Source organism: Frateuria sp. sgz306004, assembly GCF_057750885.1.
Genome location: NZ_JBYLFE010000004.1, coordinates 403,800 through 428,877, shown reverse-complemented (window position 1 = coordinate 428,877; position 25,078 = coordinate 403,800). Strand labels below are relative to the sequence as shown.

27 protein-coding genes and 1 riboswitch are annotated in these 25,078 nt (G+C 62.7%); of the genes, 16 read left to right on the top strand and 11 right to left on the bottom strand.

Annotated elements, in window-relative coordinates; all coding sequences use genetic code 11:
• Positions 1-14 precede the first annotated feature (14 nt).
• The 3 genes from AC3G2C_RS11005 to AC3G2C_RS10995 are packed head-to-tail and all read left to right on the top strand — an operon-like array spanning position 15 to position 2,281.
• Positions 15-953, top strand: a complete 939-nt coding sequence (locus AC3G2C_RS11005; RefSeq protein ID WP_488384646.1) for a hypothetical protein — start codon at positions 15-17, stop codon at positions 951-953.
• Positions 954-965: 12 nt separating this feature from the next.
• Complete coding sequence (locus AC3G2C_RS11000; protein WP_488384645.1) at positions 966-1,445, top strand: hypothetical protein; 480 nt, start codon at positions 966-968, stop codon at positions 1,443-1,445.
• Between the two features lie 20 nt (positions 1,446-1,465).
• Positions 1,466-2,281, top strand: a complete 816-nt coding sequence (locus AC3G2C_RS10995; protein WP_261526658.1) for a TIGR02391 family protein — start codon at positions 1,466-1,468, stop codon at positions 2,279-2,281.
• A gap of 20 nt (positions 2,282-2,301) precedes the next feature.
• On the opposite strand, the gene AC3G2C_RS10990 is transcribed toward AC3G2C_RS10995, so the two are convergent.
• The 6 genes from AC3G2C_RS10990 to AC3G2C_RS10965 all read right to left on the bottom strand — a co-directional run bounded on the left by AC3G2C_RS10990 (position 2,302) and on the right by AC3G2C_RS10965 (position 7,979).
• On the bottom strand, positions 2,302-3,861 hold the full coding sequence (locus AC3G2C_RS10990) for an LA2681 family HEPN domain-containing protein (RefSeq protein WP_488384644.1): 1,560 nt from the start codon (positions 3,859-3,861) through the stop codon (positions 2,302-2,304).
• Between the two features lie 115 nt (positions 3,862-3,976).
• Positions 3,977-4,750 (bottom strand): hypothetical protein, encoded by a 774-nt coding sequence (locus AC3G2C_RS10985; RefSeq protein WP_488384643.1) that lies wholly within the window; start codon positions 4,748-4,750, stop codon positions 3,977-3,979.
• Between the two features lie 103 nt (positions 4,751-4,853).
• Positions 4,854-6,575: an ABC-three component system protein gene (locus AC3G2C_RS10980; protein WP_261526663.1), complete on the bottom strand. Its 1,722-nt coding sequence runs from the start codon at positions 6,573-6,575 to the stop codon at positions 4,854-4,856.
• Positions 6,572-6,820 (bottom strand): ABC-three component system middle component 6, encoded by a 249-nt coding sequence (locus AC3G2C_RS10975; RefSeq protein ID WP_261526664.1) that lies wholly within the window; start codon positions 6,818-6,820, stop codon positions 6,572-6,574. The genes AC3G2C_RS10980 and AC3G2C_RS10975 overlap by 4 nt, the downstream gene beginning before the upstream one ends.
• On the bottom strand, positions 6,817-7,737 hold the full coding sequence (locus AC3G2C_RS10970; protein ID WP_488384642.1) for an ABC-three component system protein: 921 nt from the start codon (positions 7,735-7,737) through the stop codon (positions 6,817-6,819). Before AC3G2C_RS10970 ends, AC3G2C_RS10975 begins: the two co-directional genes overlap by 4 nt.
• A gap of 47 nt (positions 7,738-7,784) precedes the next feature.
• Positions 7,785-7,979: a type II toxin-antitoxin system RelB/DinJ family antitoxin gene (locus AC3G2C_RS10965; protein WP_261526666.1), complete on the bottom strand. Its 195-nt coding sequence runs from the start codon at positions 7,977-7,979 to the stop codon at positions 7,785-7,787.
• Between the two features lie 321 nt (positions 7,980-8,300).
• Between AC3G2C_RS10965 and AC3G2C_RS10960 the strand changes: the two genes are divergently transcribed.
• Positions 8,301-8,666 carry a DUF2958 domain-containing protein gene (locus AC3G2C_RS10960; RefSeq protein WP_488384641.1) on the top strand — a complete coding sequence of 122 codons (366 nt, stop codon included), beginning with the start codon at positions 8,301-8,303 and terminating at the stop codon, positions 8,664-8,666.
• Positions 8,667-8,777: 111 nt separating this feature from the next.
• Here AC3G2C_RS10960 and AC3G2C_RS10955 read toward each other — a convergent pair whose 3' ends face one another.
• Entirely contained in the window at positions 8,778-9,446 is a 669-nt protein-coding gene (locus AC3G2C_RS10955; RefSeq protein WP_488384640.1) for a C40 family peptidase, read from the bottom strand.
• A gap of 545 nt (positions 9,447-9,991) precedes the next feature.
• On the opposite strand from AC3G2C_RS10955, the gene AC3G2C_RS10950 reads away from it, so the two are divergent.
• The 3 genes from AC3G2C_RS10950 (at position 9,992) to AC3G2C_RS10940 (ending at position 14,022) form a co-directional block, all read left to right on the top strand.
• Positions 9,992-10,816: a DUF932 domain-containing protein gene (locus AC3G2C_RS10950; RefSeq protein WP_488384639.1), complete on the top strand. Its 825-nt coding sequence runs from the start codon at positions 9,992-9,994 to the stop codon at positions 10,814-10,816.
• Positions 10,817-10,895: 79 nt separating this feature from the next.
• Positions 10,896-12,944: a ParB/RepB/Spo0J family partition protein gene (locus tag AC3G2C_RS10945; protein ID WP_488384638.1), complete on the top strand. Its 2,049-nt coding sequence runs from the start codon at positions 10,896-10,898 to the stop codon at positions 12,942-12,944.
• Positions 12,945-13,704: 760 nt separating this feature from the next.
• Positions 13,705-14,022 carry a DUF736 domain-containing protein gene (locus AC3G2C_RS10940; protein ID WP_017514200.1) on the top strand — a complete coding sequence of 106 codons (318 nt, stop codon included), beginning with the start codon at positions 13,705-13,707 and terminating at the stop codon, positions 14,020-14,022.
• A 69-nt stretch (positions 14,023-14,091) separates the two neighbouring features.
• On the opposite strand, the gene AC3G2C_RS10935 is transcribed toward AC3G2C_RS10940, so the two are convergent.
• The gene (locus AC3G2C_RS10935) at positions 14,092-14,385 is read right to left on the bottom strand and encodes a helix-turn-helix domain-containing protein (protein WP_017514199.1); all 294 of its coding nucleotides are present in this window, start codon (positions 14,383-14,385) and stop codon (positions 14,092-14,094) included.
• A 318-nt stretch (positions 14,386-14,703) separates the two neighbouring features.
• Between AC3G2C_RS10935 and AC3G2C_RS10930 the strand changes: the two genes are divergently transcribed.
• The 9 genes from AC3G2C_RS10930 to AC3G2C_RS10890 all read left to right on the top strand — a co-directional run bounded on the left by AC3G2C_RS10930 (position 14,704) and on the right by AC3G2C_RS10890 (position 22,056).
• Positions 14,704-15,054 carry a DUF2958 domain-containing protein gene (locus AC3G2C_RS10930; RefSeq protein ID WP_060121932.1) on the top strand — a complete coding sequence of 117 codons (351 nt, stop codon included), beginning with the start codon at positions 14,704-14,706 and terminating at the stop codon, positions 15,052-15,054.
• 312 nt (positions 15,055-15,366) lie between these two features.
• Positions 15,367-16,125, top strand: coding sequence for a DUF2285 domain-containing protein (locus tag AC3G2C_RS10925; RefSeq protein ID WP_488384637.1), 759 nt, complete (start codon positions 15,367-15,369; stop codon positions 16,123-16,125).
• 125 nt (positions 16,126-16,250) lie between these two features.
• Positions 16,251-16,532: a helix-turn-helix domain-containing protein gene (locus AC3G2C_RS10920; RefSeq protein WP_035882051.1), complete on the top strand. Its 282-nt coding sequence runs from the start codon at positions 16,251-16,253 to the stop codon at positions 16,530-16,532.
• Between the two features lie 14 nt (positions 16,533-16,546).
• Positions 16,547-17,392: a replication initiator protein A gene (locus tag AC3G2C_RS10915; RefSeq protein WP_035882053.1), complete on the top strand. Its 846-nt coding sequence runs from the start codon at positions 16,547-16,549 to the stop codon at positions 17,390-17,392.
• A 253-nt stretch (positions 17,393-17,645) separates the two neighbouring features.
• Complete coding sequence (gene parA, locus AC3G2C_RS10910) at positions 17,646-18,284, top strand: ParA family partition ATPase (RefSeq protein WP_488384636.1); 639 nt, start codon at positions 17,646-17,648, stop codon at positions 18,282-18,284.
• Positions 18,281-18,532 carry a chromosome partitioning protein ParB gene (locus AC3G2C_RS10905; protein WP_488384635.1) on the top strand — a complete coding sequence of 84 codons (252 nt, stop codon included), beginning with the start codon at positions 18,281-18,283 and terminating at the stop codon, positions 18,530-18,532. The genes parA and AC3G2C_RS10905 overlap by 4 nt, the downstream gene beginning before the upstream one ends.
• Positions 18,529-19,062, top strand: coding sequence for a DUF2840 domain-containing protein (locus tag AC3G2C_RS10900; RefSeq protein WP_035882056.1), 534 nt, complete (start codon positions 18,529-18,531; stop codon positions 19,060-19,062). The genes AC3G2C_RS10905 and AC3G2C_RS10900 overlap by 4 nt, the downstream gene beginning before the upstream one ends.
• Positions 19,059-19,655, top strand: a complete 597-nt coding sequence (locus tag AC3G2C_RS10895) for a S26 family signal peptidase (RefSeq protein ID WP_488384634.1) — start codon at positions 19,059-19,061, stop codon at positions 19,653-19,655. The genes AC3G2C_RS10900 and AC3G2C_RS10895 overlap by 4 nt, the downstream gene beginning before the upstream one ends.
• Before the next feature lie 439 nt (positions 19,656-20,094).
• A complete protein-coding gene (locus AC3G2C_RS10890; RefSeq protein WP_488384633.1) occupies positions 20,095-22,056 on the top strand; it encodes a DUF3363 domain-containing protein in 1,962 nt (653 codons plus the stop codon).
• A 58-nt stretch (positions 22,057-22,114) separates the two neighbouring features.
• On the opposite strand, the gene AC3G2C_RS10885 is transcribed toward AC3G2C_RS10890, so the two are convergent.
• From AC3G2C_RS10885 to AC3G2C_RS10875, 3 genes are read right to left on the bottom strand one after another with little or no spacing between them, the layout of a single operon-like run.
• Positions 22,115-23,455 carry an MFS transporter gene (locus AC3G2C_RS10885; RefSeq protein ID WP_488384632.1) on the bottom strand — a complete coding sequence of 447 codons (1,341 nt, stop codon included), beginning with the start codon at positions 23,453-23,455 and terminating at the stop codon, positions 22,115-22,117.
• Between the two features lie 15 nt (positions 23,456-23,470).
• The gene (locus tag AC3G2C_RS10880; protein ID WP_024569788.1) at positions 23,471-24,280 is read right to left on the bottom strand and encodes an endonuclease/exonuclease/phosphatase family protein; all 810 of its coding nucleotides are present in this window, start codon (positions 24,278-24,280) and stop codon (positions 23,471-23,473) included.
• Positions 24,281-24,291: 11 nt separating this feature from the next.
• On the bottom strand, positions 24,292-24,879 hold the full coding sequence (locus tag AC3G2C_RS10875) for a Chromate resistance protein ChrB (RefSeq protein ID WP_488384631.1): 588 nt from the start codon (positions 24,877-24,879) through the stop codon (positions 24,292-24,294).
• A gap of 75 nt (positions 24,880-24,954) precedes the next feature.
• A riboswitch (Fluoride riboswitch) is annotated at positions 24,955-25,026 on the top strand.
• The last annotated feature ends 52 nt before the right edge of the window (positions 25,027-25,078 follow it).

The following is a 25,078-nucleotide window of genomic DNA, read 5'->3' as shown; positions in this document are numbered from 1 at the left end:
GAAAGGGCAGGGACATGGCGACGGTGACGGTTTCTCCAATCCATTTCGAGGATTACAGCGGCATCCAGTTCGAGCGCCTTGTCTTTGCGTACCATGTACGTGCTGGTTGGCGCGATCTGATTTGGCACGGTCAATCGGGCGGTGACCAAGGGCGGGACATCACGGGTGTTGAACCGTTCGATGACCAGCCGGCCCGCAAGACCATCATCCAATGCGCGAATCGGGACGCGCTGACATTGGCAAAAGCCAAAGGCGACATGACCAAAGCGGTCAAGGCCGCAGGCGGGACACCTGACGCCTTCAAGTTCGTTTCTCGGGGCGCTGTTTCGGACACAAGCCGAGGCCGGATCGAGCAAGCTGCAGCGTCCCTCGGTGTCGCCTGTGTGACGATCTGGTCAGGTGTGGAGTTCGAGGAAAATCTGCGGCTTCGCGCTGAGTACCTGCTACATCGTTTTGTCCAAGGCATCGAATTTCCCGACGCCGAGACTGACATCCGCAAGTTCGTTGACGACTTCCCCGATCTGTCGGATACCGATGCACTGCAACTGATGGCGGCCGTATTCGACCGGCCTGCGTTTCGCACGCCGTTTCAGCAGGAAAGCTCGCTGCCGGCCTTCCAGCAGGCGATCGAGGACACCATCGGTGCACTTAACACCGGCGTATGGCGAACGCGTGAGGGAGATGAGATCAGGCGCATCCCTTCGATCCACCATCTTCGAGATCAACGCATCCAAGCGGTTCTAGCAAAAGTGGTTCGTCAGGTTGACGAACTGCGTCGCATCTTCGTCAATCGACTCAAGGAAGGGGAGATCAGGCACTGCGGATGTGGACGGCCAGATTGCCCCACATACATGCTCACAGACCGCATTGCCGAAGAATTGGATGAAGCCAGAGAGGAAATTCTGACGACATTTCGATCGGTGTACATGTCCTTCAATGTGAGCCTTCGATAAGCGAGTACGGCTATGGCATTGTCCGAAGAGCAAATTCAATATCTCAGCCTTCATCCGCCAGGGGAAGCTGTGTCACGTGCGTTGTCCGAACTGCTGGTCAATGACCCCGACTTGCTCGGTATCGACGCTAACGAACGATCCATCACCTTTCGCTTCGCGATGTATCTCCAGCAGTATTTTCCTGATTGGACCGTAGACTGCGAATACAACCGGGATGGCGTCGAACCGAAGAAGCTTGGACATCTCGAGCTATACCCGGACAGTGAAGATGATGAGGCCAAAACCGTATTCCCAGATGTGATCGTTCATCGACGACAAACGAAAAAGAACCATCTGGTCTTGGAATTCAAGAAGTCAACGAGCCGCGTTGACCGGCAGATCGACCTTCGGAAACTTCGCGGATACAGGCAGCAGCTTGGCTACGACCATGCTCTGTTTGTGGAGGTTGGGACTGAGGGGCAAGCGATTATCACTACGCTTGAATGGGCCTAGACGCGAACGAGACAGAATTTATGACACGTATTCCACCGTTCAGCTCGCAGCACCTCGAAGCCGCCTGCCGCGTCCTTGCCGATACCGAGCGCGGTTTGAGCGGAACACAGATCGAGCGGTTGCTGCAAGAGGTGGAGGTCGCAGACCCGTCCCCCGGCATGACCAAGTGGAAGCGACTGTTCAATGCGCTGGCCGGTGCGCAAAACAAGCATCAGCTCGGTAACCACCTCATCATGTTCATCAACCGCGCGATGAATCCGGTGAACTACGCCCGCGACGCTGCGACATTTGCATGGCGGCGCGACGAACTCAACGTCGTCCTGGCTTTCTCGGGCTTCTACGTGCGCGACGATGGCAAAGTCGCGCACGCCGACAAGGCAACAACGCTCGATGCCGCGCGCGCCCGCGCTGGACGACTCAAGGCCGCGTTAGAAAGTCGGGCCGTGCACGCGGAAGTGCTGAACTATTGCCGTGCTGAATTGCTGGACGAAAACTATTTCCATGCGGTCTTCGAGGCAACGAAAGGCGTGGCAGAGCGGATTCGCCTGTTGTCAGGTCTGAACGGCGATGGCGCTGAACTGGTGAACAAGGCATTCGCAGGCCAACAGCCAATTCTGGCCTTGGGGCCGCTCACCACGGAGTCAGAGAAGAGCGAGCAGAAAGGCTTTGCCAACTTGCTGATCGGCCTGTTCGGAGCTGTGCGCAATCCGCTTGCCCATGCACCCAAGACGAACTGGCCCATGTCCGAACAAGACGCACTGGACATCCTGACCCTCGTATCGCTGATTCATCGCAAGCTGGATGGCGCAATGAAAGCAGTTGGTATCTCGCCATAAGTTAAAGGGCAACAACGGATTCAAGTTTCGTCGTCGCGTCCACGAATCCAGTCATGGTCGGGGATGATCAGCGAGCCAACAAGGCCACTTGTCCTCTGTGCAAGACCCTGTTCGTGCTGCGAAATCGAAAGCGCAAGCATTTGGATGGCCGACCTGGCAACACGCAAAGCGCGCAATACTTCCTGCGTGAACGGTTCCCTTCGGTGATGTTCAATTTCAGGCGCCTGCCTGCTTTGCGTTGGGTCGCCAATGTCATGCAGTACAACGAATCGATGCGTGCCTGCGTTGCGGAGGTCCTTTTGAGATCGCAAGATGCCCACGCTGCTGTCATAGTCCTCGGCAAGCTCCACGAGGCCATAGAGAGCGCTGGCGCCCCCACGAATCGCCTTCTCCACCTTCTCGACAAGTGGGTACGCGCCAGTGGTCTTGTCAGGCTTTCCCCGCCACAATTTTCCGAAGTAAACCTTGTCTGGCGATTGCCCAAGCTCAAAGTAGTGGTTCGCTGTTACAGCGATCTTGTCGAGCAGGTCGAGAGCCGTGCGGTGTGCCAAGATAAGTGCAGACGCATCCGGGCCATAGGTGGCGTAGTCAAGAGTGTCCCCAAATCGCCCTGTCGTTGGCCACACGTTTTCGTCCATAGCCCGCCATAGCAAGTCGCGCGCGAGGATGAAGTCGCTCTTCAGCACGTTGAACATGGCGAAGATGGGCGGTGGTGTCCCGCCTACACCTGGTTCTCGCTCCAGAATCCCAGGAAGCATGAGCCAATCCAGCTTGCCCATGGTGGGGTCGATGAGTTCTACGGCTGGCGCAAGCGTCAGGCGCTCGCGCTCGACCCAGGTGATGAATGGGTCTTGATGTTGTGATCGCGGTGGTGGATCTCCCAGTTCGCTTGCGAACGCAGCGATCTGTTCCGCCGCCTGTGCGCCGGCATATTGGATGACTCGATCCCGATGCCGATGCGCAATCTTGGCCAACATGATCGCCTCGATACGCGTAAGTTCTGAGCAGCCGCCACGCGCATAAAGCCAGAGGAGATTACGGGCCGCGGAACTTGCAGCAACCCCATTTTCTGGATCGATTTCTAGCGCCGCAAGCCAACCATCTTGAGCTTCGCCAAGCCGATAGCTGCTGCTGAACTGATTGGCAAGATTTGTCCAAGCCTGAGTTCGCAGCGCAAAATCGGCATTCGTGTCCTGCGCGACCTTCCAGAAGCATCTTCGCGCTTCTGCGCGACGCTCTTTAGACGATTCCAGATGGTCCAACCAACTGTCATTACGAGGCGGAAAGCCTACTGCGGCGACTAGGCCGTTTGCTAGGTTGTAGGTGAGATCAGAAGTCGGAAATTGGGCGTGGAGTTCACGAAACAGCGTGACTCCTTCTTCAATCGCACCCTGTTCTTGAGTCAATGCGCCGCCATCTACCAGAATGGCGGCGCGCAGCCCCATCATGTTGAATCGCTCACTAGTAGCGAGATCGAGATTGATCTCCCTGGCTTGTTTCACTGCCTCGGCTGGGTTGCTGTTCAGTAAGGTGTTCAGTCGAGCGGACCGCTCGTAGAACCTATCCAACATTGAGGACATAGTGGGACTCCATCAATGGCAGTGAACACCGCGCACGCTTGCCTGACAGCGCGGCGAACTGTCGCTCTTGAGGCTTGTTGTTGGTCCTTGTGTATTCAAGTCAGGAGGCTCAAGGTTATGTGCGCACGAGATGGTTCTTGAGTAAGAACCAGCACATGTTGAGTGCAAAGGAGCGGCCAAGCCGAGTCATCTGATCTTCGGGGATTCCCACGGGGCGGTGAGCGCCTGGGCTGAGAAAACCGAAAACACCGGCCAAGCCTTTCTCCTCCTCGGTAGTGATCTCGCCGCTGCTGCGCAGAAACGCAAGCACTTCGCCCCACTTCGCTGGGTTGTAGGTGGCTGGAGCTTGCCCCCGCGAGGCGACGTGCGCAGCTATGTCGCTGGCCAAAGTCTCCAGCGCCACGCGGGCGTTCACAAGCGATGCGTTGTAGTCGGGTGGTGCTGCTCGGAACGCGCCTGCCGAGTCGTTGATCTTGGCGATGATCTCTTGCGCACGAGGAGCACCAGAATTCTGCAGCGCAGAGATCAGATCATCCTCCAAGGGGGCCGCATCTGAAATCGACGGATCGGTCTGAATCAGTTTCTTGTCCTGGATGATGTAGCCATCCAGCAGGAGGCATTGCGCTAGATCATGCTGGCGCTCGTCGAATCGATACTTCGGATTGACTCGGGCACGCAGATCGCCTGAAGTCGCAACAACCTCCGCCAGCACCAGCATCAGCGTCCGGTCATCGAGGTCGCGCAGCGTGTTCAGCAACCCGTACAACAGCTGCCCTTGCGAAAGCGATAGATGCTGGACACCGTACTTGCCCAAAAGCACGATTGAAGTCATCGGCTCCTGCAGCTCTAGGAATTGGGCGAACGAATAGCGAGTTCTTTGTCCGATCATGCTGCCTCTCGAAAATTGCAGATGGGCGCAACCGACTTGGTCTTGCCCAGGTCCTGACAGCTTGGGCTCAGTCGGACGCTCTAGATTTCAATCAAGCTCGCACTCATCCAAATCGGATGCCAAACAGCCCACCATCCTCCGTTGCGTCTGTCAGCCGCGTCGGAAGTACATAGTCGTTTAGATCGAAGCCCTCGATGGTCTCCTTGAAGGCATCATCTTCATTCATCGTCACGATGTACTGAAAGCCAAGCTCCTGCGCGATTTCCGAACCGAGTCGCAACGCACTGATGACCTGGCGGCCGTCGACGCCGTCGAATAGATGGCTGTCATGGATCAAGAACCCAGGCCCGATCTTTCGGCTGGCGCACAGTCGCATGAGCATCATGTCGAAGCAGAAGATCTGCATGTTCTTGATGCCCTTGCTGCGCTGCCCCTGCATCGGAAACTTGAAGATCGGACCATTCGAGGTCTCATCGACCGTCATGCTGCCGGCCGACTCATACAGTCGTTGAGACGTCTCCTCGAAGGCGACGATGGCCTCCGCGAGTCGGTCCTTCTGCTCCGTAAAGTCGCGGCGCAAGCGGATCGTGAGCCGGTTGCGCTCGATTTCCAATTCGTTCTTTGTGCCTTCGAGCTGCTCAGCGGCCTCAAAGCGTTGTCGCAGCGATTCCACTTCTGACTCTAGCCGCCCCAGTTCGCCTTGCAGCTTGAGGAACTGTTCGAGTGCGCCGTGGCTCCTGAGAATGCCCAGTATTTCGCCGCGCCGCTGGTCGAACTGCGCCTTCTTGCTATCGCGCAGATCGATACGCAGCTTGGCCGCTTCAAGTTCGCTGGACAGATAGTCCTTGCGATTACGCACCACTGAGTCGTGAAAGCTCTTCACGTCCTCGTAGCGGCGTTTGACCAAGCCAGGTAGCACGATGCCTGCTTCCTGGTAGACCGCCTGAAGATCTTCATGGTCTGGAGGAACCTCAGAGGCCAGCGCGCCTTCCAAGTCGCGAATAGCGGAGAAGTCGATGGTATTGGCATTGGCCAGTTCGTTGAGCTGGCGGGTCAAGCTGGCGCTTTCGACTTCCAGTTCCCGGTACTCCGGCAAGACCTGGAAAGTTTCGACTTCCGCATGAAGCTTCTTGAGGCGAGCTTCCTGAATGGTTAGCTCCGTGCGCAAATCGCCGGCCTTGCCGATGATTGAACCGAACGCACCGTTTCCAGCCGCCTTCCTCAATTCTTCGAGGGTCTTTTCCCGATCGCGCACGGCTTGCCAATCGCGGGCTATCTGCCAGTCCAGACCGAGCAAGAACATCAACGCCATCTGCATGTCGCCAGTTCCTTGCATCGTGGCCTGCTTTTCTGGCGTCATGAAGGCGCCGCTTGCCTGCCGGCGTACAAAGTAGGCGAACAGCGACCGGAACGAAGGCGGCTTACTGCCTGCGGCTTCAAGGCTGCTCAGGCCAAACATCTGTTCCCCGAGGAACGTACACCACTCGGTGGCCGAAAACTTGACCTTCGCGGCAGGTGGAACCGTTACGAAGATTTTGGCTTTCGAGCCACCGCTACGCTCAACGACCGTGCGATCCGACTTCAGATCAAAGTCCATGCCAAAGGTCTGTTCAACCAGTTCCGGGGTGCGAAAAATTGATTCCGGACCGGCATCGGCACCGAGCAGAAAATGCACTAGCTCAATGAAGCTAGTCTTTCCTGCGCGATTGCGCGTTTGCTTGGTAGTCGCCCCTTCAGTTTTTTGGGCCAGCAGCACGTTCAGGCCGGGCTTCAGTTCTCCAAGATTCTTGAAGCTGGGCAGCGTGCTGAAGATGTGGTGAATCATGCCGTCCTCCTTGCCACCAGGCCACTTTCGAGTTCGATGGTTCCCAGGGCGTACAGGAGGTCAAGGGCGAGCAAAAACCAGTCATAGGTGATTCGTCGAGGCATGGCGGCTGGGCCAGCGTCATGCCTGTTCAACTCCTCCCAAAGCGCGGAGACGGTCTTAGGGCGTGCGAGGAACGTCAGCACATGCGCGCCGACGGTCAGTAGCGCGCGATCCTGAGGTAGATGCTTGGAGGGCAGAATCATGCCGTCCCCAGCGCTTGAGCATCTTCAAAGATCTCGCACTTGTCGAAGAGATATGCCATCACTGCCAAAACCGCCGCCTTGTGGGCGGGTGTCGTATTCACCGTTCCGCCAGCCCAAGTTTCTAGGCGGCCGAATATTTCATCAGGATGGAGCGATGGAACGCTGTCCCGCAGTCGCACATATTCGCTCTTGAACGCCTGCGCGATCTGTTCGCCATAAGTAGGGTTCTTCCAGTTATTGAAGAACTGCGCAACCAGCGGTGACTTCTGCATGCCGATTTTCAGGAAGTCGGCAACAGCCTGAGACAGGAGGTTTGCCTCGATCTTTCCGCGAGACACGTCCTTTATTTCACTCGTCGTGGGGACTGAGGTGATGCTGATATGGGTGAGCACCGCGGCTAGGTCGCTGAAACCTAGATTGACGTTCGCTTCCATCGTAAGCGATGGACCAAACCACGACTCAAGGTCCTCAAGGCTCAGCTGACGGAACTTCGTCAGCATTTCCTCGTATCCGCAGTGCCCAATTTTGATTTTGGGGTTGTCTTGGCCGAGTTTGGCTAGGACTTCGATGATATGAGGACCTAAACGCCCATCAGGAGCGTTATGAACAAAGGTCCATTCATTGAAATATTCTTCCCAATGTTCTTTGGCTCCGTCGAAGTCCTCGTTGATCTTCTTAATGGCTTCGGCAGCGGTCAGCTCGTTGGGGGCATAGCTCTGGTACAGGATTCGCTCAGAAGGAAGATATCCGTCGTTCTTTCGGTCTCCAACATTGCCCCAGGGCCGGCACGCCATGAAGTCGTTGGGGTGCACCTTCGACATCAGTTTCTCGAACAGACGTTGAAACCCATCCCCCTTGGATTCCAAGAAGGCGATGCGAAAGTCCTTTTCGTAGTTGAGCTGCTGTATGCGATCCATGCGTCAGGCCCTAGCCCTAATGTTCTTGGAGTTGTTTAGGCAGAAGCTCATGGCTTCTTGATTTCGGGCTGGGCTTGCGCACGATTGATATCGAAGGGGAGCGCCTTGTCGGCTGCGATGCGCGTGAGCAGCACCCGGATGGCGTCAGAGACGGATAGTCCCATGCCCGCCAACACATTCGTTGCTTCTTCTTTGATATGCCCGTCAATCCGAGCGCGCACGACATCACTGCTGCTGGCCATTACATGCCTCAAACCTTGTTGTAGCTACATTGTGACTCATTTGGGCTCCGGTGTCATTGGCCGTTTCGCAACATGCCTCGCCGTCGAGGATGCAGCCCGTCACTGGATAGGGGCGTCGTCAGACTGCCGACGCTAGCTAGGGTGGAGGGGGCAACAAGGGTTGTTTTGCGTGCGGGGCGGTCTTGCTGTTCCCTTCACCGTACCTCGGCGTTCTCGCCGTCAAGGGCGGCGTGCCGATGGCGCTGGCGTCGTTGCGGCCGGCTTCGCCCCCCTGACGGCGGCGCTGCGCCGTGCTGACGACGGTTCTGGGCAATTCCACCCGTGCAACCGGAGATCGCCAGGAGCGCATTCATCACCGACGAACAGCGCTTCCTGCAGCTGGCCAACGGCCGCGAATCCCTCCAAAACCCGGACTTCGATCCGGTGTCCGTGGTCAAGTTGTTCACGCCGGATGCCGGCGCGACCTGGCTATTGACCGAGATCGACCCGGACGATCACGACCATGCATTTGGCCTGTGCGAACTGGGCCTAGGAACGCAAGAACTCGGTTGGGTTAGCCTGCAGGAGCTGGCGACCGCTCGTGGGCGGCTCGGCTTGCCGATTGAGCGCGATTTGCACTTCCGCGCGGAGAAACGCTTGAGTGCCTATGCGCGCGATGCGCTGCATGTCGGGCAGATCATCGTTTGATCAGAGCAAGCGCGCCGCCCTACGGGCGTCGCGCGTTATTCTGCGTCCGTACCAGCGACAAACAGTGGACTTCAATCTGATGCTTTCAACTATCGACGCTGAACCTCGGTGTTATGCGCCGCTGCCGAATATGTCGTTAAATGTCGAGCGGTTAATAAACTCATCCGTTGCCGGAACCGAGTAATTTGGCACGGTCGAAACATAACCGAAGAATGTTCCGAAAGTTGGATCTCTCCCTAATGCGCCAGGCGAAGTGACATCTGATTTGTAGACGACGGCCGCGCTAGGATCTATAAAGCCGGTGACGACAAAACAACTTGCCACAAGCTCGGAGCAGAAATAACTACCTTTCTCGACTGGTGCCGGAGCGTAGGTCCCGTTGAAATACGCATGGAGCTGGTCGGTAAGCGATAGCTGGTGAACCTCATTCCTTTTCTTAAAAGTTGCTACGTCGCGTAAGTTGTATTTCGCTCCAGACGCCACGATGGAATCTATAAAAGCGTTCATGGCTTGCACGCGCTCTGGAGGTCGCCACGCATCAGGTTGACGGAACACCGCGACATGATCGTAGCGTTTGATGAGATTTTCAATCTCAACCTTGGATACGCCACCTAAAACTGTTGCCTCTGCCGCAATGCTGGAGCTAATGCAAATCGCGGCGTGCGTGTATTCGCTGTTTGTTACTCGGGTGATGCCTTTGCCAATCGGGTCGATTTTTGCATCTTTGTAGCAAAGCAGAACATCGCCTGCACGAAGCACACTGGCGAGCATCATCTTCATTTTTCCCCCATCATCGAGTGCGAGTCGCACATATCAAGAGTAGAGAATAAACGAATAACTTGTGCGTCTCCGCTTCGCGGATCGCGCTGTTCCAGGTTCGCTATCCGCTCATCCCTGACGGGACTGGCCATCGCCAGCCTTCCACATCGCTGACGCCTACGGCCTGGCTTCCAGCTTCGGGCCTGCGCGCTTCGCTTGCGTGCGGTCTTCACATCGAGGCGGCCGTTGCCATGTCCAGCCGTCTCCCCTGACTTCATCACCTTGTCCGCGACTGTAGCCCGCGTCCGTGTGCCGTCAAGGCGCGCAGGGCCGTGTCCTCGGCTGCGCCTGCGGGCCGCACCAACCCTGCGCTTGTTTCCTTGACGGCCCCCGTCCGCGCGCTCCTGACCGTCGCGGGCGATGAACTCAGGAAAGACGGTGGCAACAGGGCCAACCGGGTTCCTCGTGCCGACCGCACCGAACAGCCGAAAGGCTGGGCTCCGAATCTAGGAATCCGGTGTGCGGTGTGAACAGCAAACCCTTTTTTCTTTGTCAGGAGAAATGCCATGCAACTCGCATCCCGCTTCGCTTCCCGTTCGCCGGTGCTGCGTTCGGAACGTCCCTTGTTGGATGACCAAATCCGAGCCGTAGCCCCTTCCATCTTCGCGGACGCCCCGCACGAAAGCCGCTCGCAACGATATAGCTACATTCCCACCGCCACGGTGCTGCAAGAACTTCGCGGTGAAGGCTTCGAGCCCTTCATGGTGTGCCAGACCCGCGTGCGCGCCGACGACCGCCGCGACTACACCAAGCACATGATCCGGCTACGCCACGCCAGCCAGATCAACGGCCGCGAGGCCAACGAAATCATCCTGCTGAACTCCCACGACGGCACGAGCAGCTATCAGATGCTCGCCGGCATGTTCCGCTTTGTGTGCCAGAACGGCCTCGTCTGTGGCGACACCGTGGCGGACGTGCGCGTACCCCACAAAGGCGATGTGGCCGCGCAGGTCATCGAAGGCGCTTACGAAGTCCTGCACGGCTTCGACCGAGCGCAGGAATCCCGCGATGCCATGCAGGCAATCACGCTGGATGCAGGGGAATCGGAAGTCTTCGCCCGCGCTGCGCTGGCGTTGAAGTACGACGAGGACAAGCCCGCGCCCATCACGGAATCGCAAATCCTGATGCCGCGCCGTCATGACGACAGCCGCCGCGACTTGTGGAGCGTGTTCAACCGCACGCAAGAAAACCTCATCAAAGGCGGCCTGTCCGCCCGCGCCGCGAATGGTCGCCGCCAGACCACGCGCCCGGTGCAAGGCATCGACAACGGCATCCGCCTCAATCGCGCCTTGTGGCTGCTGGCCGATGGCCTGCGCCAGTTGAAAGCCTGAACCCCAACGCGGCAGGGGCAGGCAGCAGCCCTTGCCGCTTCCTTCGCTGCTGCATCCCTAACCGCAAGGAGTTATCACCATGAACGCCGTTCTCAAAACCGAAGCCTTCGCCGTTGAAGCCGCCACGCCGCTGGAAGTGGCCGACCCGACCAAGAACCTGATTCTGGTTCCGCTGTCGCAACTGTTGCCGCGCCGCTCCAAGCGCAACGTCCGCACGACTCCGCGCCAGTCCATCCCTGAACTGGCCGCGAGCATCGCCCGCGTCGGCCTGCTGCAAAACCTCATCGTGATTGCCGCCGCAGATGGCGAGCATTACGAAGTCGTGGCGGGCGACCGCCGCCTGACCGCGTTGAAGCTGCTGGCGAAGAAGAAGCGCATCGCCGCCGACTACGAAGTGCCGTGCCTGCTGGTGGCCGATGCGTCCGCCCGTACCGTGAGCCTCGCGGAAAACGTGCAGCGCGAGAACATGCACCCCGCCGATCAGTTCGCGGCTTTTGCCGCACTGGTCAAGGAAGGCCGACCCATCGAGGACATTGCCGCTGACTTCGGCGTGACCCCGCTGGTGGTGCAGCGCCGCTTGAAGCTGGCAAACGTCTCGCCGCGCCTGCTGGTCGATTACCGCGCCGGCACCGCAACGCTGGAACAGTTGATGGCCTTGACCGTCACCGACGACCACGCCGCGCAGGAAGCCGCGTATTACGGTGCGCCGGAATGGCAGCGTGGCGCGTCCGCGCTGCGCGAACGCCTGACCGAGCGCGAAATCAATGCCGCGCATCCGCTGGTGCGTTTCGCCGGACTGGACACCTACACGGCGGCAGGCGGCGGCACCCGCCGCGACCTGTTCGCTGAAGGCGATACCGGAACCTACCTGACCGACGCCGCACTGCTGGAAACGCTGGTGCGCGGCAAGCTGGACGCGCTGGCCGAGGGCGTGCGTGCCGAAGGCTGGGCGTGGGTGGATGCTACGCCGCACATCAGTTCCGCCGACCGGCAGGCGTTCCAGAACGCGCCGCGCCAGCGCCGCGAGCCGACCGCCCGCGAAGCCCGCCGCTTCGCCTCGCTGCAAACCCACCTCGAAAGAATCGACGCCGAACTGGAAGACGCTTACGACGCCGAGGACGAGGACAAGGCGGCAACGCTGGAAGAACGCCGCGAACACGTCGCCGGGGAACTGCAAGCCATCGAAGAAGCCTTGCAAAGCTACGCGCCGGACGTGCGCGCCGTGGCCGGTGCCATCGTCACTCTCGACCGCGACGGCGAAGCCGTGATTCATCGCGGCCTGCTGCGCGAGGCCGAGGCCAAGGCACTGCGCACGCTGGAAAAGCTGCGGCAGGGATTCGTCGGGGAAAGCGCGAACGACGACGAAGGCGACGAACCCGAAGCGCCCAAGACCGCCAGCGTGTCCGATCGGCTGGCGCAGCGGTTGAGCGCCCACCGCACGGCGGCGTTGCAAGTCGAAGTCGCCCGGCATCCGCTGGTGGCACTGGCTGCGCTGGTGCATGGCATGGTGCAAACCGTGCTGCAAGACCGCTACCACGGACATGACTTGCCGCTTGGCGTCAGCCTGAAAGTGCAAGACCGGCTGGAAAGCCTTGCCCCGGACGTGTCGGAATCGCCCGCCGCCGTAGCATTGCGCACCTTGCAGGAAGTCGCGGGCGCAACCTTGCCGGAGGAAAGCGCCGAACTGTTCGCCGTGTTGCTGACGAAGTCGCAAGATGAACTGGTGCGCCTGCTTGCCGTGTGCGTGGCTTCCACGGTGGACGTGGTGACGCCTCGCGCTGCGCAGCACCAGCCCGGCGCGGAAGTGGCGCAGGCCGTGGAGCTGGACATGGCCGCATGGTGGAAGCCGACCGCCGAGGGCTATTTCCAGCACGTCCCCAAGGCCGTGATTCTGGAAGCCGTAAACCAGTACGCCCCGGCGCACGTCACCCGCCTGTCAAAGTTGAAAAAAGGCGACATTGCCAGCGAAGCGGAACGGCTGGCGGATGGTACGGGTTGGATGCCTGCCGTATTCCAGACCGGCCACCACACCGAGCCGGAAGGCGTGCCGGTGGTGGTGGACGAGGCCGACGCCGACGCGCCGGAAGATGCCACCAGCGAGGAGGAAGCGCACGCACTGGCCGCGTGAAGTAGTCGCATAGCCCCGGCGCACAGCGCCGGGGCTATCACCCGAACCGGGCGCGGCAGTGGCCGCGCCCGGTTTTCAACGCCCACAGCAAAATCGCCCCGTCGCCGCCTTCGACCAGGCGGCGACGGGGCGGGCGTGCAAGTGCCTTGCACGCGGCACGGCAATCCGCGCCCGCTGGCGCTGGCAAGATTTCGATGGCGCCCCGCCGCAAGGGGCGGGCTTGTGGGGCTACGCCCCGGCTTGCTGCGACAGGTTGTGCCAAAACGTGCCGTCCTCGACGCTGACGGTTCGCCGCCTGTACGTCACAAAGGACGGTGGTTCACCGACACGCCGCCCGGCCTCGCTATGGAGCTTCCACGCCACGCCTTAACTACGAAGGCCGCCTGCGGGCGGCAAGGGGCGTTCTCGCCTTGTCGCTGGCGGATGGCCTTTGCCGCGTCAGGGTGCAAGCCGGTGCAGCCGTCACGCGGGGATAGCGAGTCAGCCATGTCTCCTTTCGGGAGCGGGCGGCCCGTGCGTCCTTGGCTTGTCGTGAATCCTGGCGAGGGCACGGCTGCGCCCTGGGCTTCATGGCCGCAACCTTGCAGCGAAAACAATTTCCCCTGCGCTGCGCGCATTCCTCGCGGGACAAATTCTTTTCGCTTCCAGGTTCTCCACGCTGTTGCGACCGCTGCGCGGTGCGACCCGCCCATCCCTCGCCGGCCGGTTCACAACAAGGACGCACTGGCGCGACCTTGTTCAACCCGAAAGGAGAAACATCATGGCTAACATCGGCACCTTCACCGCAGAGAAAGACGGCTTCACCGGCACGCTTCGCACCCTGACGCTCAACGTCAAGGTCAAGCTGGTTCCCAACGACAAGGGCGACAACGAGAAAGCCCCGGACTTCCGTCTGCAGGCGGCCGGCCACGACATCGGCGCGGCGTGGAAGAAAACCAGCGAGGCCGGACGGGACTACCTGTCCGTGACCCTCGACGATCCTTCGTTCCCGGCAACGGTCTACGCCCGCCTGATCGAAGGCGAGAACGGCACGCACGACCTGATCTGGTCGCGCAGCAAGCCGCAGCAGGCGGACTGACGCCGCCCACCGCGCCCCGTCCCTTGCGGCGGGGCGCCGTGCTGCTGGCGCAGCACGTCACGCACGCGCCTATGGCGCGTCGCGTTCCTTCAAGACAGCCTCAAGCTCCTGGCGCACCTGCGCCAGAAGCTGATCGGCCTTGCGCGTGCTGTCGCCGGCGTAGGCCAACGTCAGCAGCGTGAGCGGATGCACTTCCATGACCTCGCACAGCTCGGTCAGCTTGTGCAGGGTTGGGCTTTTCAGGTTGCGCTCCAGTGAACTCATATACGTGCGGCTGGACACGTCGGAAAACGCTTCCTGGCTCAAGCCACGCGCCTTCCTGACCGTCCGTATTGCCGTCGCCAATGAGTCCTTCGCCGCCACCTATGGTTTCCCCTGAAAAACCAAGATGACAGCCGATTGCGCTCTATAGGGCTACAATCTATAGTGTTCATTTGGCGATACTGATTTACGTATTCGTCCCTTTACGGAAATCCGCAGATGCGGATTTCGACCGAACCAGAGAGTCACATCCGTGTCTTTCCAGACCTGCACAATGCCGCTTCTGCGTTTCCGTGCATGTACGGATTCGATGGCTTACGCCTGCGTGCTTTCGCACGAAAGCACGCATCCGCTTCGATGCTTCCACGTCTTGGCGGCAAAGCGTGTCCGTGCATCTGCGGTTTCGTGAGATTCCCGGCCATGACCCAGCCGCTTGTCACTACCGAACAACGTGCGCAACTGCTCGCCGTCGGCGCGGCGCGCACAGCCGGTCAAGGCATCGACCCGTTGCCGGTGGTGCGGCTGTTCACGCCCGATGCGCACGCGACTTGGCTGTTGGCCGCGCTCGACCCCGCAGACGGCGATACCGCCTGGGGACTGATCGACCTTGGCATCGGGATGCCGTCGCTTGGGACAGTCAAGCTGTCCGACCTGGCCGGCATCGTCGGGCCGCAGCAGCGGCCGGTCCTGCGCGACCTGTATTTCCGTGCAGCACGACCGCTATCGGAATACGTGCAAGTCGCGCAACGTGACGGCTCCATCCCCGACTGAGCGGGGCGGATTGTGTCTTTCTCGGTCTAGTTCGAGACAGTTGCGGTCTGAATCGTCACTCTTGCACCAAGCGGGTGCGACCCTGACCGAAAGAGACACGACGCAGTGCACCGCTTCCGGCAGGGTGCCTGACGCTGCGCACCATTTCCGAGCTGCGCAGCCGTCGCACTCGGACAACCCATGCAAGGCTTCGGAGTCAATCGGACTTGATTACCACCAGCTTAGCCCGCCTGAATGACAAATTGCCGATGAGGCTGTAGTCCTGCATTTCGATGTCCGTGGCGACGTTCCCATCAACAGGGAGGTTGCCTCATGACTGATCGAACCAACGATTTTTGGTATCCGACCGCCGCCTATCTCTACGTGCTGCACCTGGACGGTCCCGCACTCGCCTGGGAATACTTGCGCCGCCATCCCGAGTACCGGCGCGACTGGCGGCGCCGTCGCCGCCGGCCGGACGCAGCGCACGAATGGGGCCTGCGCCTGCTCGAAGACCCGCGCCAAGATGCACGCGACGCGCATCCTGTCTGGTTCCCCGATCATGACGGCGTGCTCCAGCTCTACCCGGATGCCGACCCGCCACCGGAAGCCCACACCTTCGAGTTCTGGCACGTCCCCGGCAACAAGCAATTGATCCACGATGGCAAGCGCCTGGTGCTGACGGCACGCTGGCCCGGCTGCTGCGTGCGGCTTGCACTCGCGCCGGGCCTGGCCGACGGCATGGCCTACCTCTATGCCATCCGCGCGTGCGCCGCGCCTTGCGCGAGCTACCGCACGATCGCGGCCGAGCTGGACAAACTGGCGACGGTGGACACAGCGGCCGTGCCTATGGCAGCGGCCCGCTCGCGGCCCACGCCCGCCGCGCTGCTGGAACTGCACACCTTGCAGGCGCTCGACGCGACCCTCGCGGGCGCGTCCTTGCGGGAGACAGCTGAAGGGCTGTTCGGCGCTGAAGTCGTGGCAACCGGCTGGTACACCGATGGCGGCCTGCGCTCGCGCGTGCGCCGCCTGGTACGGCGCGGCCAATCGCTGATGCGCGGCGGCTACCGCCGCCTGGTACAGCTCGAATGACCTGGGGAGGGTCGTTTTGCCTGCGCTGCAAAACGACCCTCTGCGCAACCCGTCGCTATCTTGAGACTGCCTCCATCCGGCTGCGCTGGTGCTGCCGGCGTTTCTGACCGATGGAGGTTCACCCGATGCGACCCGCACCCACGCGGCCTGCTGCCGCTGCTGCCGCTGCGCCTGCGCAGCCCCAACGCTACCTTACCAACGACGAAGCCGCCGAGTACCTGCGGCTGTCGCCGCGCACGCTGGAAAAGCAGCGAGTGATCGGCGGCGGCCCGAAGTTCCGCAAGTTCGGCCGCCGTGTCATGTACGCGGTGGCCGACCTCGACGCCTGGGCCGACCAGCGCAGCTTCGAGGCTACGTCCGACCCCGAATACGCCGAGCACCACTCGGCCGACAGCCGTGCGCGCTGACGGATGGCTCGCCGGTGGCCATCGCCATGCCCAGCCCATCGCGGGAGCGGGAACAGCTCGACCTGTTCCGCGCCTTGCCGGGCGACATGGCGCCGCGCGACAGCCAGGACTTGATGGCCTTTCCGTTCTTCTCGCTAGCGAAGTCGCGGCGCACGGCGCCGATCGACTTCCGCGCCGGTGGCGTCACCGTGCGCGTGGAGGGCACGCAGGAGCATGGCATCGCCACGATTTGGGATGCGGACGTGCTGATTTGGGCGGCATCGCAGATCGTGGAAGCGCGAGACGCAGGCATTCGCCCGTCGCGCCTGATGCACGCGACGCCCTACGAGATCCTGCGCTTCATCGGGCGCGGCACGTCGCTGCGCGACTACCAGCGCCTCAAGGCCGCGCTCGATCGGCTGCAATCGACCAGCGTGGCCACATCCATCCGCGAGACGACCGGACGGCGCCTGCATCGCTTCTCGTGGATCAACGAATGGAAGGAGCTGGCCGACGCCCGCGGCACGCCGCTGGGCATCGAGCTAATCCTCCCGGACTGGTTCTATGCCGGCGTGCTCGACGCCGCGCTGGTGCTGACCATCGACCCGGCTTACTTCAAGCTCACCGGCGGCATCGAGCGGTGGCTGTACCGCCTGGTGCGCAAGCACGGCGGCAAACAGCCGGGCGGCTGGCAGTTCGACTTCCGGCACCTGCACCGCAAATCGGGCAGCACGGCGAAGCCCTACGACTTCGCTTGCGACCTGCGCGCGCTGGTCGCGCGGCAGTCGCTGCCCGGCTATGTGCTCGGCATCGAACGGACGCTGGATACCGGCGAGGAACTGTTGACCTTTCGACCGGTGCCGTCCACGGCACGGGGATAACTCGGGGAAAACGTGTGGACGGCCTCGTGCTATCAGGCGTGCCGGGTATCGTGCTATCAGGCGTGTCCCTATCGTGCTATCAGGCGTGCGAAATCGCCGGAAAGCCAATAGTGGCGCGGGTTTCGGTGTGCTCTAACTTCCCTAACTCAAATACTCTAACTTTTAATAAGAGCGCGCCGTTTCGGTGGAAAACCGCGAAACGGTACTGCGGGCAACTGCGAAAGCCTGGCCTTCACACACGGAGGGCCGCGCCATGATCGTCGCGTTGCTCAACCAGAAAGGCGGGGTTGGCAAGACCACGCTTGCCACACACATCGCCGGCGAGCTGGCGATGCGCGGCCAGCACGTCGTCCTGCTCGATGCCGACCCGCAAGGTTCTGCGCTGGACTGGACGCAGCGCAGAAGCCAGCAAGGCTTGCCGCGCTTGTTCAGCGCCGTGGGCCTCGCCCGCGAGACGCTGCACCAGGAAGCGCCAGAGCTGGCCCGCCGCGCCGATCACGTGGTCATCGACGGCCCGCCACGCATTGCCGCCTTGGCACGCTCCGCGCTGCTGGCGGCCGAGCGTGTGCTGATCCCCGTACAACCGAGTCCCTACGACTTGTGGGCGTCGGCCGAGATGGTGGCACTGATCCGCGAGGCACAGGTGTTCCGGCCTGCGCTGCGCGCGGCGTTCGTCGTCAACCGTCGCGTCAGCACCACCGTCATCGGACGCGAGGCGCGCAGCGCGCTCGCCGAGCAGCCGCTGCCGGCGCTGCGCTCGGAAGTGCATCAGCGCATCGTCTTTGCCGACAGCGTGACCGCTGGCCGGCTTGCACGCGAAATGGCGCCTGATAGCGCCGCCGCGCGCGAGATCGCCGCGCTCACCGACGAACTGCTGCGGTGGCCTGCATGAGCGAGCGCAATGGCAAACGCATCGCCATCGGCGTGCGCCCGCCGGCGAATCCACACGCCGAGGCGTGGATTCGCCAGGGCGACGCTGACGGCGTCCAGAAAGGCGACCTCTACACCGCGCGCCTGACCCTCGACATCACGCCTGCGATGCGCGCCCGCATCAAGGTATCGGCGTTCACGCAGGGCGTGACTGTCGCCGAACTGCTGCGCGCGCTGCTCGAACGCGAGTTCCCGGAGAGGACCTCATGAACGCATCCGCTCTGGCGGCCACGGCTGCCCCGCCGCCATCGCCCGCAGTGCTCGCCGGCCAGGCCGGCGCCGCGCCGCTGACCCGCGTTTCGCTCGCCTACGTCGAGCAACGCATCGACTTGTATCTGCGCTTCGGCGAGCCCGCGCGCATCGTCCGGCTGGACCGCTGGCGTCGCGTCGCGGTGTTCCTGCCTGGCGCGATGTTCTGCCGCATCCGCTGGCACGCCAACGACTACGGAACCGTGCGCTGGCAGCTCATGGTGATGCAGGCTTGCACACCACTGGACGCGGCACAGCGCATTCCCGGCGTGCTGCCCGGCGCGCGCCTGCTGCTGCACGCCGAAGGTGAACCCGCCGTGCGCGCCGTGTTGGCACAGCTCGACGCCATCGAGGCGCTGGGCATTGCGCCGAACGCCGCTTCGCCGGCGTATTGGCGCACGCTCGGCAACCGGCTCGCGGCACGCTTGCCGCTGCCAGAGTACACCGCCGAGCGACACGCCGCCTGGCTCGCCGGGAGGGCGCTGCCATGACGACGCTTCCCACGTCCGCAAACACCACTGGAACAGCGCCGCGTCCTCGCTCGCGTCTGCGCGCTCGCCTCGTGCTGGCGAGCCTGTCCATCGGCGGCTTCGCTGCGCTGGCATGGGCATCCTTCGTGTCGCCGCTGCCGCGCCTGACCTACAACCCGTCCGACAGCGTGGCGATCGGCTGGTATCGCATCGAACCGTTCGACCCGCATACCGCCTTGCTGTCACGTCCGTTGTCCGTGGACAGCATCGTGCTGGTGCCCTTGCCGGCCGAAGCCGCTGCGCTGGCTGCGCGGCGCGGCTACCTGCCGACGCGCATTCCGTTGCTCAAGCGCGTTGGTGCCGTCGCGCCGCAGGAGGTGTGTATTGTCGGTCGCAGCGTGCGCATCGACGGCGTGCCAGTGGCCGCCGCATTGCCTGCCGACCGCATGGGCCGGCCGCTGCCATCCTGGCAGCAGTGCCGCCGCCTCGAACCGGGCGAGCTGTTCCTGCTGAGCGTGACCAATCCCGCGTCGTTCGACAGCCGTTACTTCGGGCCGGTGCGCGCATCGGCCGTGCTCGGCCTCGCGCATCCGGTCTGGTTGGAGACACGCTGATGATGGCCGCCGATTCGCTGCGCTTCATCGTGCCATCCGGCGTGTCGTCCTGCCGCCCTTTGCCGTGTCGTCGCGCATGTCGTGCGAGCGCATCCGCGTCGCACGTTGCGCAGCATCCGGCATTGCTTTCACACGTGCAGGCGTCTTGCCTCGAACGCGCCCGGCCGGTGGCCGTGGGCGCGTTCGCCGGCGCGCTGGCTGCAAGCAGCGCAGCGCCGCCGGGCCGCCGACGCCCGGAGCGACAGCGCAGGGCAAAGGCGGAAGGCAAGATAAAAGGTCGCGGCACGTGGCCGCTTGGAAACCTTGTCTGCACATGGGGGTGGCGCGGCACGCGCCAGGGGGCGGCAGCGTGCCGCGAAGGTGCGCAACGCCGCATCGCCGTTGGCGAAACCGCGTGCTTCGTCCGCTGGACTGCGACGGCCTTGGATGTAACCGCACCATGAGCAGCCGGGACGACGACCGATTCCGCGTTCGACTTGGTGCGCCGAAGCAGCGTGGCGACGCCTTCATCAACAAGGTACTGCGCCAGACCAACAAGGCCGGCGCCAAGCTCGGCAAGGCGGCTGGCAAGGTCGGCCAGCGACCCGGTTCCCGGTTAGGGCGCGGCCACGTCGCCGCTCGCTTTGCTGGTCGTGGACTTGGGGCAAACGCCCGGCGCGTGACGATCAAGGCGAGGCTGGTCAATCTGGCACAGGCGGGGCCGCGCTCCACTGCTGCGCACCTGCGCTACATCGAGCGCGAAGGCGTCGATCGCCAAGGCGGCCCAGGCCATGCCTACGGGCCGACGACCGATGCCGCCGACCTCGAAGTGTTCAAGGAACGTGGTGCCGACGACCGCCACCAGTTCCGGTTCATCGTTTCGCCGGAGGACGCCGAACAGCTCGACGACCTGCGAACCTACACGCGGCACCTGATGGCGCGCATGGAGGCCGACCTGGGCACGCGGCTGGAATGGGTGGCCGTCGATCACTGGAACACCGACAACCCACACACGCACGTCGTTCTGCGCGGCAAGGACGACACCGGCAAAGACCTCATCATTTCGCATGACTACATCGCCGAAGGGATGCGTCGGCGTGCGTCGGAGCTGGCGACCGAATGGCTGGGGCCGCGCACCGAGCTGGAGATGCAGCAGGCAATGCTGCGCGAAGTCGAACAGGAGCGATGGACAGGTCTGGATCGCACCTTGCAGCGCGAGGCCGGCGACGACGGCTTGGTGCATATCGAACGCTTCGCAGAACCCCGGCTGCAACGCCAGCGACAAATGCTGATCGGCCGTTTGCAACGCTTGCAACGCATGGGCCTGTCGAGCGAGCAACAGCCCGGCGTGTGGGCCGTCCACGCCGAGGCCGAGCCGGCCTTGCGGGCAATGGGCGAGCGCGGCGACATCATCCGCACGATGCAGCGGGCTATGAGTGGCAAGCAGCGCGAGCTGGTCGTGTTCCAACCCGGCGAGGCTGGCCGCGCCATCGTCGGTCGCGTCGCTGGCAAGGGGCTGGCGGACGAGTTGTACGACAAGGGCTATCTGATCGTCGATGGCACGGACGGCAAGGCGCATTACGTCGCTTTGCCGCCGCGCTCGGAGTTGGAGCAGTACCCGACCGGGGCCGTGATAGAGGTGAAAAGGGCGGCCAACGTGCGCGTTGCCGACCGCAACATCGCCGCACTGTCCGTTGGTGGCGTGTACCGAACCGACCACCATCTTGCGCTTGCCCAAGGACAGGCTACGCCCGACCGCGATCCGCGTGAGGTGGTGGCCGCGCACGTGCGCCGGCTCGAAGCCCTGCGCCGCGCCGGCATCGTGGAGCGCGAGGCCGAAGGCGTCTGGCGAGTGCCCGACGACCTCACCGAGCAGGGCCGCCAGTACGACGCGCAGCGCCTTGGCGGCGGCGTGGCGGTGGAACTGAAATCGCACCTACCCATCGAGCGCCAAGCGCGCGTCGTCGGCGCCACCTGGCTCGATCAGCAGTTGATCGGAGGCGGCAAGGGCTTGGGCGACCTGGGCTTTGGGGCCGAGGTGAAGGACGCGCTACGCCAGCGCGCCGACTTTCTGACTGAACAGGGCTTGGCCGAGCAGCGCGGGCAGCGCGTCGTCCTCGCGCGCAACCTGCTGGCGACGCTGCGCGGGCGCGAGCTGGTGCAGGCCGCGAAGGACATTGCCGCCGAAAGCGGCCTGGCGCATCGCCCCCTCACGGACGGGCAGCGCGTGGTTGGCATCTACCGGCGTTCGGTTGTGCTCGCCAGTGGGCGCTACGCGATGCTCGATGACGGCATGGGCTTCTCACTGGTGCCGTGGAAGCCGGTGATCGAACATCGCCTGGGCCAGCAGCTTGCCGCGAACGTGCGCGGCGGCGCCGTGTCTTGGGAGCTGGGGAGGCAACGAGGCCCCGCCGTGGGCTAATCCCGTGTCCCGGCGACCATCGCCTTGACTCCACGAAAGTCGGAGAGCCAGCGATCCGTCAGGAGGCTGCGCCGCCTCGCTGGATGCGCCACAAGGCCAACGTGCCGGCGCCCATCAAGGCAGCAGCGAGACCGAACCCGAACACTGGCGAAACAGCCGTCCAGAGCAAACCGACCGTCGCGCTGGAAAGGAATTTCACACCGCCATTGACCGTGCCCAGCGCGCCGTAGCTGGTCGCCAGCGTTTCGGGACCCACCATGTCGGCCGTCACGGTGGATTCCAGGGCCTCTTGCACCGCGACATACAGCCCGGCGGCAACGAAGACCCCGGCGAGCAGCGGCACGCTGGCGGTATGGAACCAGAAGGCCAGGACCATCAACACGGCCGTCAGTGCGCCGAGCGCGTATCCCACCACAAGCAGCGGCAGCGAGCCGATACGGTCGGCCCATGCGCCGATGGGATAGGAGGCCAGCACCTGAACCACGTTGCGGCCAACGTACAGCAGCCCGGCAACCTGCGCGGCCTGTACGACGCCGAGCGACGACGTGAGCAATTGCGTCGCCCCGAGAATCAGCAGGCTGTGCGAGAAGTCGCCCAGGCCGAATATTCCCACCGCGCCTAGGTAGCGCTTGAAGCGTCCCGGCAGGCCGCGCAGCGTGCTCCACAGCCGCAGGCCCGGATTGGGCGAATGCTCTGGGTCTTTGACCAGGGCCAGGAATGCCAGCACGGCCAGCACGCCCGGAATCACCGACAGCCAGAGGACGAAGCGGAACGGCCCGGCCGCATCGTCCCAATGCAGGGACTGCGCCCAGCCCAGCACGGCCACGCCCAGCAAGGGGCCGATGACCGCGCCGATGGTGTCCACCGCGCGGTGGAAGCCGAAGGCACGGCCTCGCGTCTGCGGGCTGACGGCTTGGATCACGATGGCGTCGCGCAAGGGGCCGCGCAGTCCCTTGCCGAACCACGACACCAGCCGTCCAAGCAGCAGCAGCGGCCAGCCCGCCGCCAGCGCGATGAAGATCTGCCCCACCGGCGTCAGCGTATAGCCGACCAGCACGAGGCTCTTGCGGTGGCCGAGCTTGTCCGCGATATAGCCGGAGACCATCTTGGTGAAGCTGGCGACGGCATCGGCAATGCCTTCGATGATGCCCAGCGCCGCCGCCGGGATGCCCAGCACGGCCAGGAAGCCCGGCAGGATGACCGTTGTTGTTTCGTAGCAGAAGTCGCCCAGGGCGCTGGTCAGTCCCGCGCCAGCGACGGTGCGATTGAACCAGCCCTTCGTCGTGGCGGGGGCTTCGGGAGCCGCTTCTTGTAGTTCATTCTGCATGGAGGGCAATTCGTGATGTTGGTCGTTAAGCGGCCGCAGGCGCAGGCGCGCGGCCAGTGTCGGAGGCAGCATGGGCGGGCTCCGAGGTCATTGCTGTAACTCGAAGCGTGCGAGGACGGGGTAGTGGTCCGAGGCGCCATCCGTGGCCGGCGTGCGGATCACCTCGTAATGCCGCGCCGCCTGGGCGAGCGAAGCGGAGGCCAACAGGTAGTCGCAGCGCATCGTCGCAAACTCGGTGCCCGTGAAGCCGGCCGTGGGCACGGTTGCCACCTTGGCCGGGTCCAGCCGGTAGCCTAGATCGACCCACCCAGCCGCCTCCAGATGCGCCAGCACGCTACGGTCGGCGCTTTGCAGATCGTCGGCCAGGTAGCGGGCGCGATGCTGCGCCGGCAGCGCGTCGAAACCTTCCGGCTCGGGATCGTGCGGCGAGGCCGAATTGAAGTCACCAGTGACCAGCGTGAGCCGGTCCGGGGCGGCCTGCACCGCCAGGTAAGCCGCTTCGCGGCGTCGTACCTCGGGGCCGTTGGGGCACAGGTGCGCGCTGATGAAGGTGATCGGTTCGCTGCTGCCCGGCACGGCCACCTTGAGCGTTGCCAGCGCGTGGTGGAAGTGCGCGCCATCGGCGTCGAAGGCGAGCGGGCGCAGCGGCTCGCGGATGAAGATGGCGACGTTCTGGCCGGTACGCGGCGCGATGGCGAGAAAGCCGCGCATGCCGATGCGATCTTCCGTGGCATACAGCCACGCGCCGCCATTGGCATCGAAGCCCTTGGCTTCCTGCATCAGAAACACATCGGGCCGCACCTGGTTGATAAGGTCGATTTGCGCCTGGGCACGTGCGTCGTTGGCGCCATCGCGGCCGGCGAACAGGGTGTTGTAGGTCAGGACGGTCAGTTTCATTGCGGCTCCTTTCAGCGGTTTTCGTCGTGTGACTCGAAGACCCGCTGGGCATAGGCGTCGAGCAGCGCCTCGCAGCGCTGCAGGCGCTGCTGCGCCTCGACGGCCCGCGTAGCGCCGTAGAAGTCGAGCTTGCGAATCTTCTCTAACCACGTCTGAAGCTTCTTGAGGTCGGCGTCGTTTTCTTCGAGTTCTGCGTAGGTGAAGTGGCTGGCCGCCGTCTCCTTGGCAATCTCCGCGTCGAAGTCGTCGCATTTGGCGATGAATTCGGTGTATTGCTCATCGCGATCGGCCTTGAAGCGCGCCACGACTTTTTCCTCCTGGGACTTGTCCAGCGCGACGGTCTCCAGCAGCACCGACTCCCCGGCAATTTCGTCGATTTCGTTCTCGATGATCTTGAGGCGGCGAGTGTGGTCGTCGGTCTTGGGCAGCAGGCAGACGCCGTTCTGCAAATAGATGGCTCCCATGCCCTTGAGCCTTCGCCAGATAGCGATGCGCTTCTTGGCGGGTTCGGCGGGCACCTTGTACGTGAGCAACAGCCAGTTCTGAATTTTCATGCGAACAATGATAGTGAAACCGCCGTAACAAATCAACTGTTTCAATAAGGCATACCTGTTGTTCTGGATACACACGTCGGATGAAATCAATGTGGACGCGCCAACGGGGATGCGGTAAATTACGTGGTAGGAGATGGCGTTCCTCCTTTTAACCGCAGCGATTTCTTAGCTGCTGATGACGCCTACAGACACCTGACCACGGTCGGGGGCTGTAGGCGCTCGCGTTCACATCCCTTGCCGTTGG

Excerpts from the sequence above, each read along its gene's own strand:
- AC3G2C_RS11005 (WP_488384646.1), top strand. The coding sequence starts at position 15 with ATGGCGACGGTGACGGTTTCTCCAATCCATTTCGAGGATTACAGCGGC.
- AC3G2C_RS11000 (WP_488384645.1), top strand. The coding sequence starts at position 966 with ATGGCATTGTCCGAAGAGCAAATTCAATATCTCAGCCTTCATCCGCCA.
- AC3G2C_RS10995 (WP_261526658.1), top strand. The coding sequence starts at position 1,466 with ATGACACGTATTCCACCGTTCAGCTCGCAGCACCTCGAAGCCGCCTGC.
- AC3G2C_RS10990 (WP_488384644.1), bottom strand. The coding sequence starts at position 3,861 with ATGTCCTCAATGTTGGATAGGTTCTACGAGCGGTCCGCTCGACTGAAC.
- AC3G2C_RS10985 (WP_488384643.1), bottom strand. The coding sequence starts at position 4,750 with ATGATCGGACAAAGAACTCGCTATTCGTTCGCCCAATTCCTAGAGCTG.
- AC3G2C_RS10980 (WP_261526663.1), bottom strand. The coding sequence starts at position 6,575 with ATGATTCACCACATCTTCAGCACGCTGCCCAGCTTCAAGAATCTTGGA.
- AC3G2C_RS10975 (WP_261526664.1), bottom strand. The coding sequence starts at position 6,820 with ATGATTCTGCCCTCCAAGCATCTACCTCAGGATCGCGCGCTACTGACC.
- AC3G2C_RS10970 (WP_488384642.1), bottom strand. The coding sequence starts at position 7,737 with ATGGATCGCATACAGCAGCTCAACTACGAAAAGGACTTTCGCATCGCC.
- AC3G2C_RS10965 (WP_261526666.1), bottom strand. The coding sequence starts at position 7,979 with ATGGCCAGCAGCAGTGATGTCGTGCGCGCTCGGATTGACGGGCATATC.
- AC3G2C_RS10955 (WP_488384640.1), bottom strand. The coding sequence starts at position 9,446 with ATGAAGATGATGCTCGCCAGTGTGCTTCGTGCAGGCGATGTTCTGCTT.
- AC3G2C_RS10950 (WP_488384639.1), top strand. The coding sequence starts at position 9,992 with ATGCAACTCGCATCCCGCTTCGCTTCCCGTTCGCCGGTGCTGCGTTCG.
- AC3G2C_RS10945 (WP_488384638.1), top strand. The coding sequence starts at position 10,896 with ATGAACGCCGTTCTCAAAACCGAAGCCTTCGCCGTTGAAGCCGCCACG.
- AC3G2C_RS10940 (WP_017514200.1), top strand. The coding sequence starts at position 13,705 with ATGGCTAACATCGGCACCTTCACCGCAGAGAAAGACGGCTTCACCGGC.
- AC3G2C_RS10930 (WP_060121932.1), top strand. The coding sequence starts at position 14,704 with ATGACCCAGCCGCTTGTCACTACCGAACAACGTGCGCAACTGCTCGCC.
- AC3G2C_RS10925 (WP_488384637.1), top strand. The coding sequence starts at position 15,367 with ATGACTGATCGAACCAACGATTTTTGGTATCCGACCGCCGCCTATCTC.
- AC3G2C_RS10920 (WP_035882051.1), top strand. The coding sequence starts at position 16,251 with ATGCGACCCGCACCCACGCGGCCTGCTGCCGCTGCTGCCGCTGCGCCT.
- parA (WP_488384636.1), top strand. The coding sequence starts at position 17,646 with ATGATCGTCGCGTTGCTCAACCAGAAAGGCGGGGTTGGCAAGACCACG.
- AC3G2C_RS10905 (WP_488384635.1), top strand. The coding sequence starts at position 18,281 with ATGAGCGAGCGCAATGGCAAACGCATCGCCATCGGCGTGCGCCCGCCG.
- AC3G2C_RS10900 (WP_035882056.1), top strand. The coding sequence starts at position 18,529 with ATGAACGCATCCGCTCTGGCGGCCACGGCTGCCCCGCCGCCATCGCCC.
- AC3G2C_RS10895 (WP_488384634.1), top strand. The coding sequence starts at position 19,059 with ATGACGACGCTTCCCACGTCCGCAAACACCACTGGAACAGCGCCGCGT.
- AC3G2C_RS10890 (WP_488384633.1), top strand. The coding sequence starts at position 20,095 with ATGAGCAGCCGGGACGACGACCGATTCCGCGTTCGACTTGGTGCGCCG.
- AC3G2C_RS10885 (WP_488384632.1), bottom strand. The coding sequence starts at position 23,455 with ATGCTGCCTCCGACACTGGCCGCGCGCCTGCGCCTGCGGCCGCTTAAC.
- AC3G2C_RS10880 (WP_024569788.1), bottom strand. The coding sequence starts at position 24,280 with ATGAAACTGACCGTCCTGACCTACAACACCCTGTTCGCCGGCCGCGAT.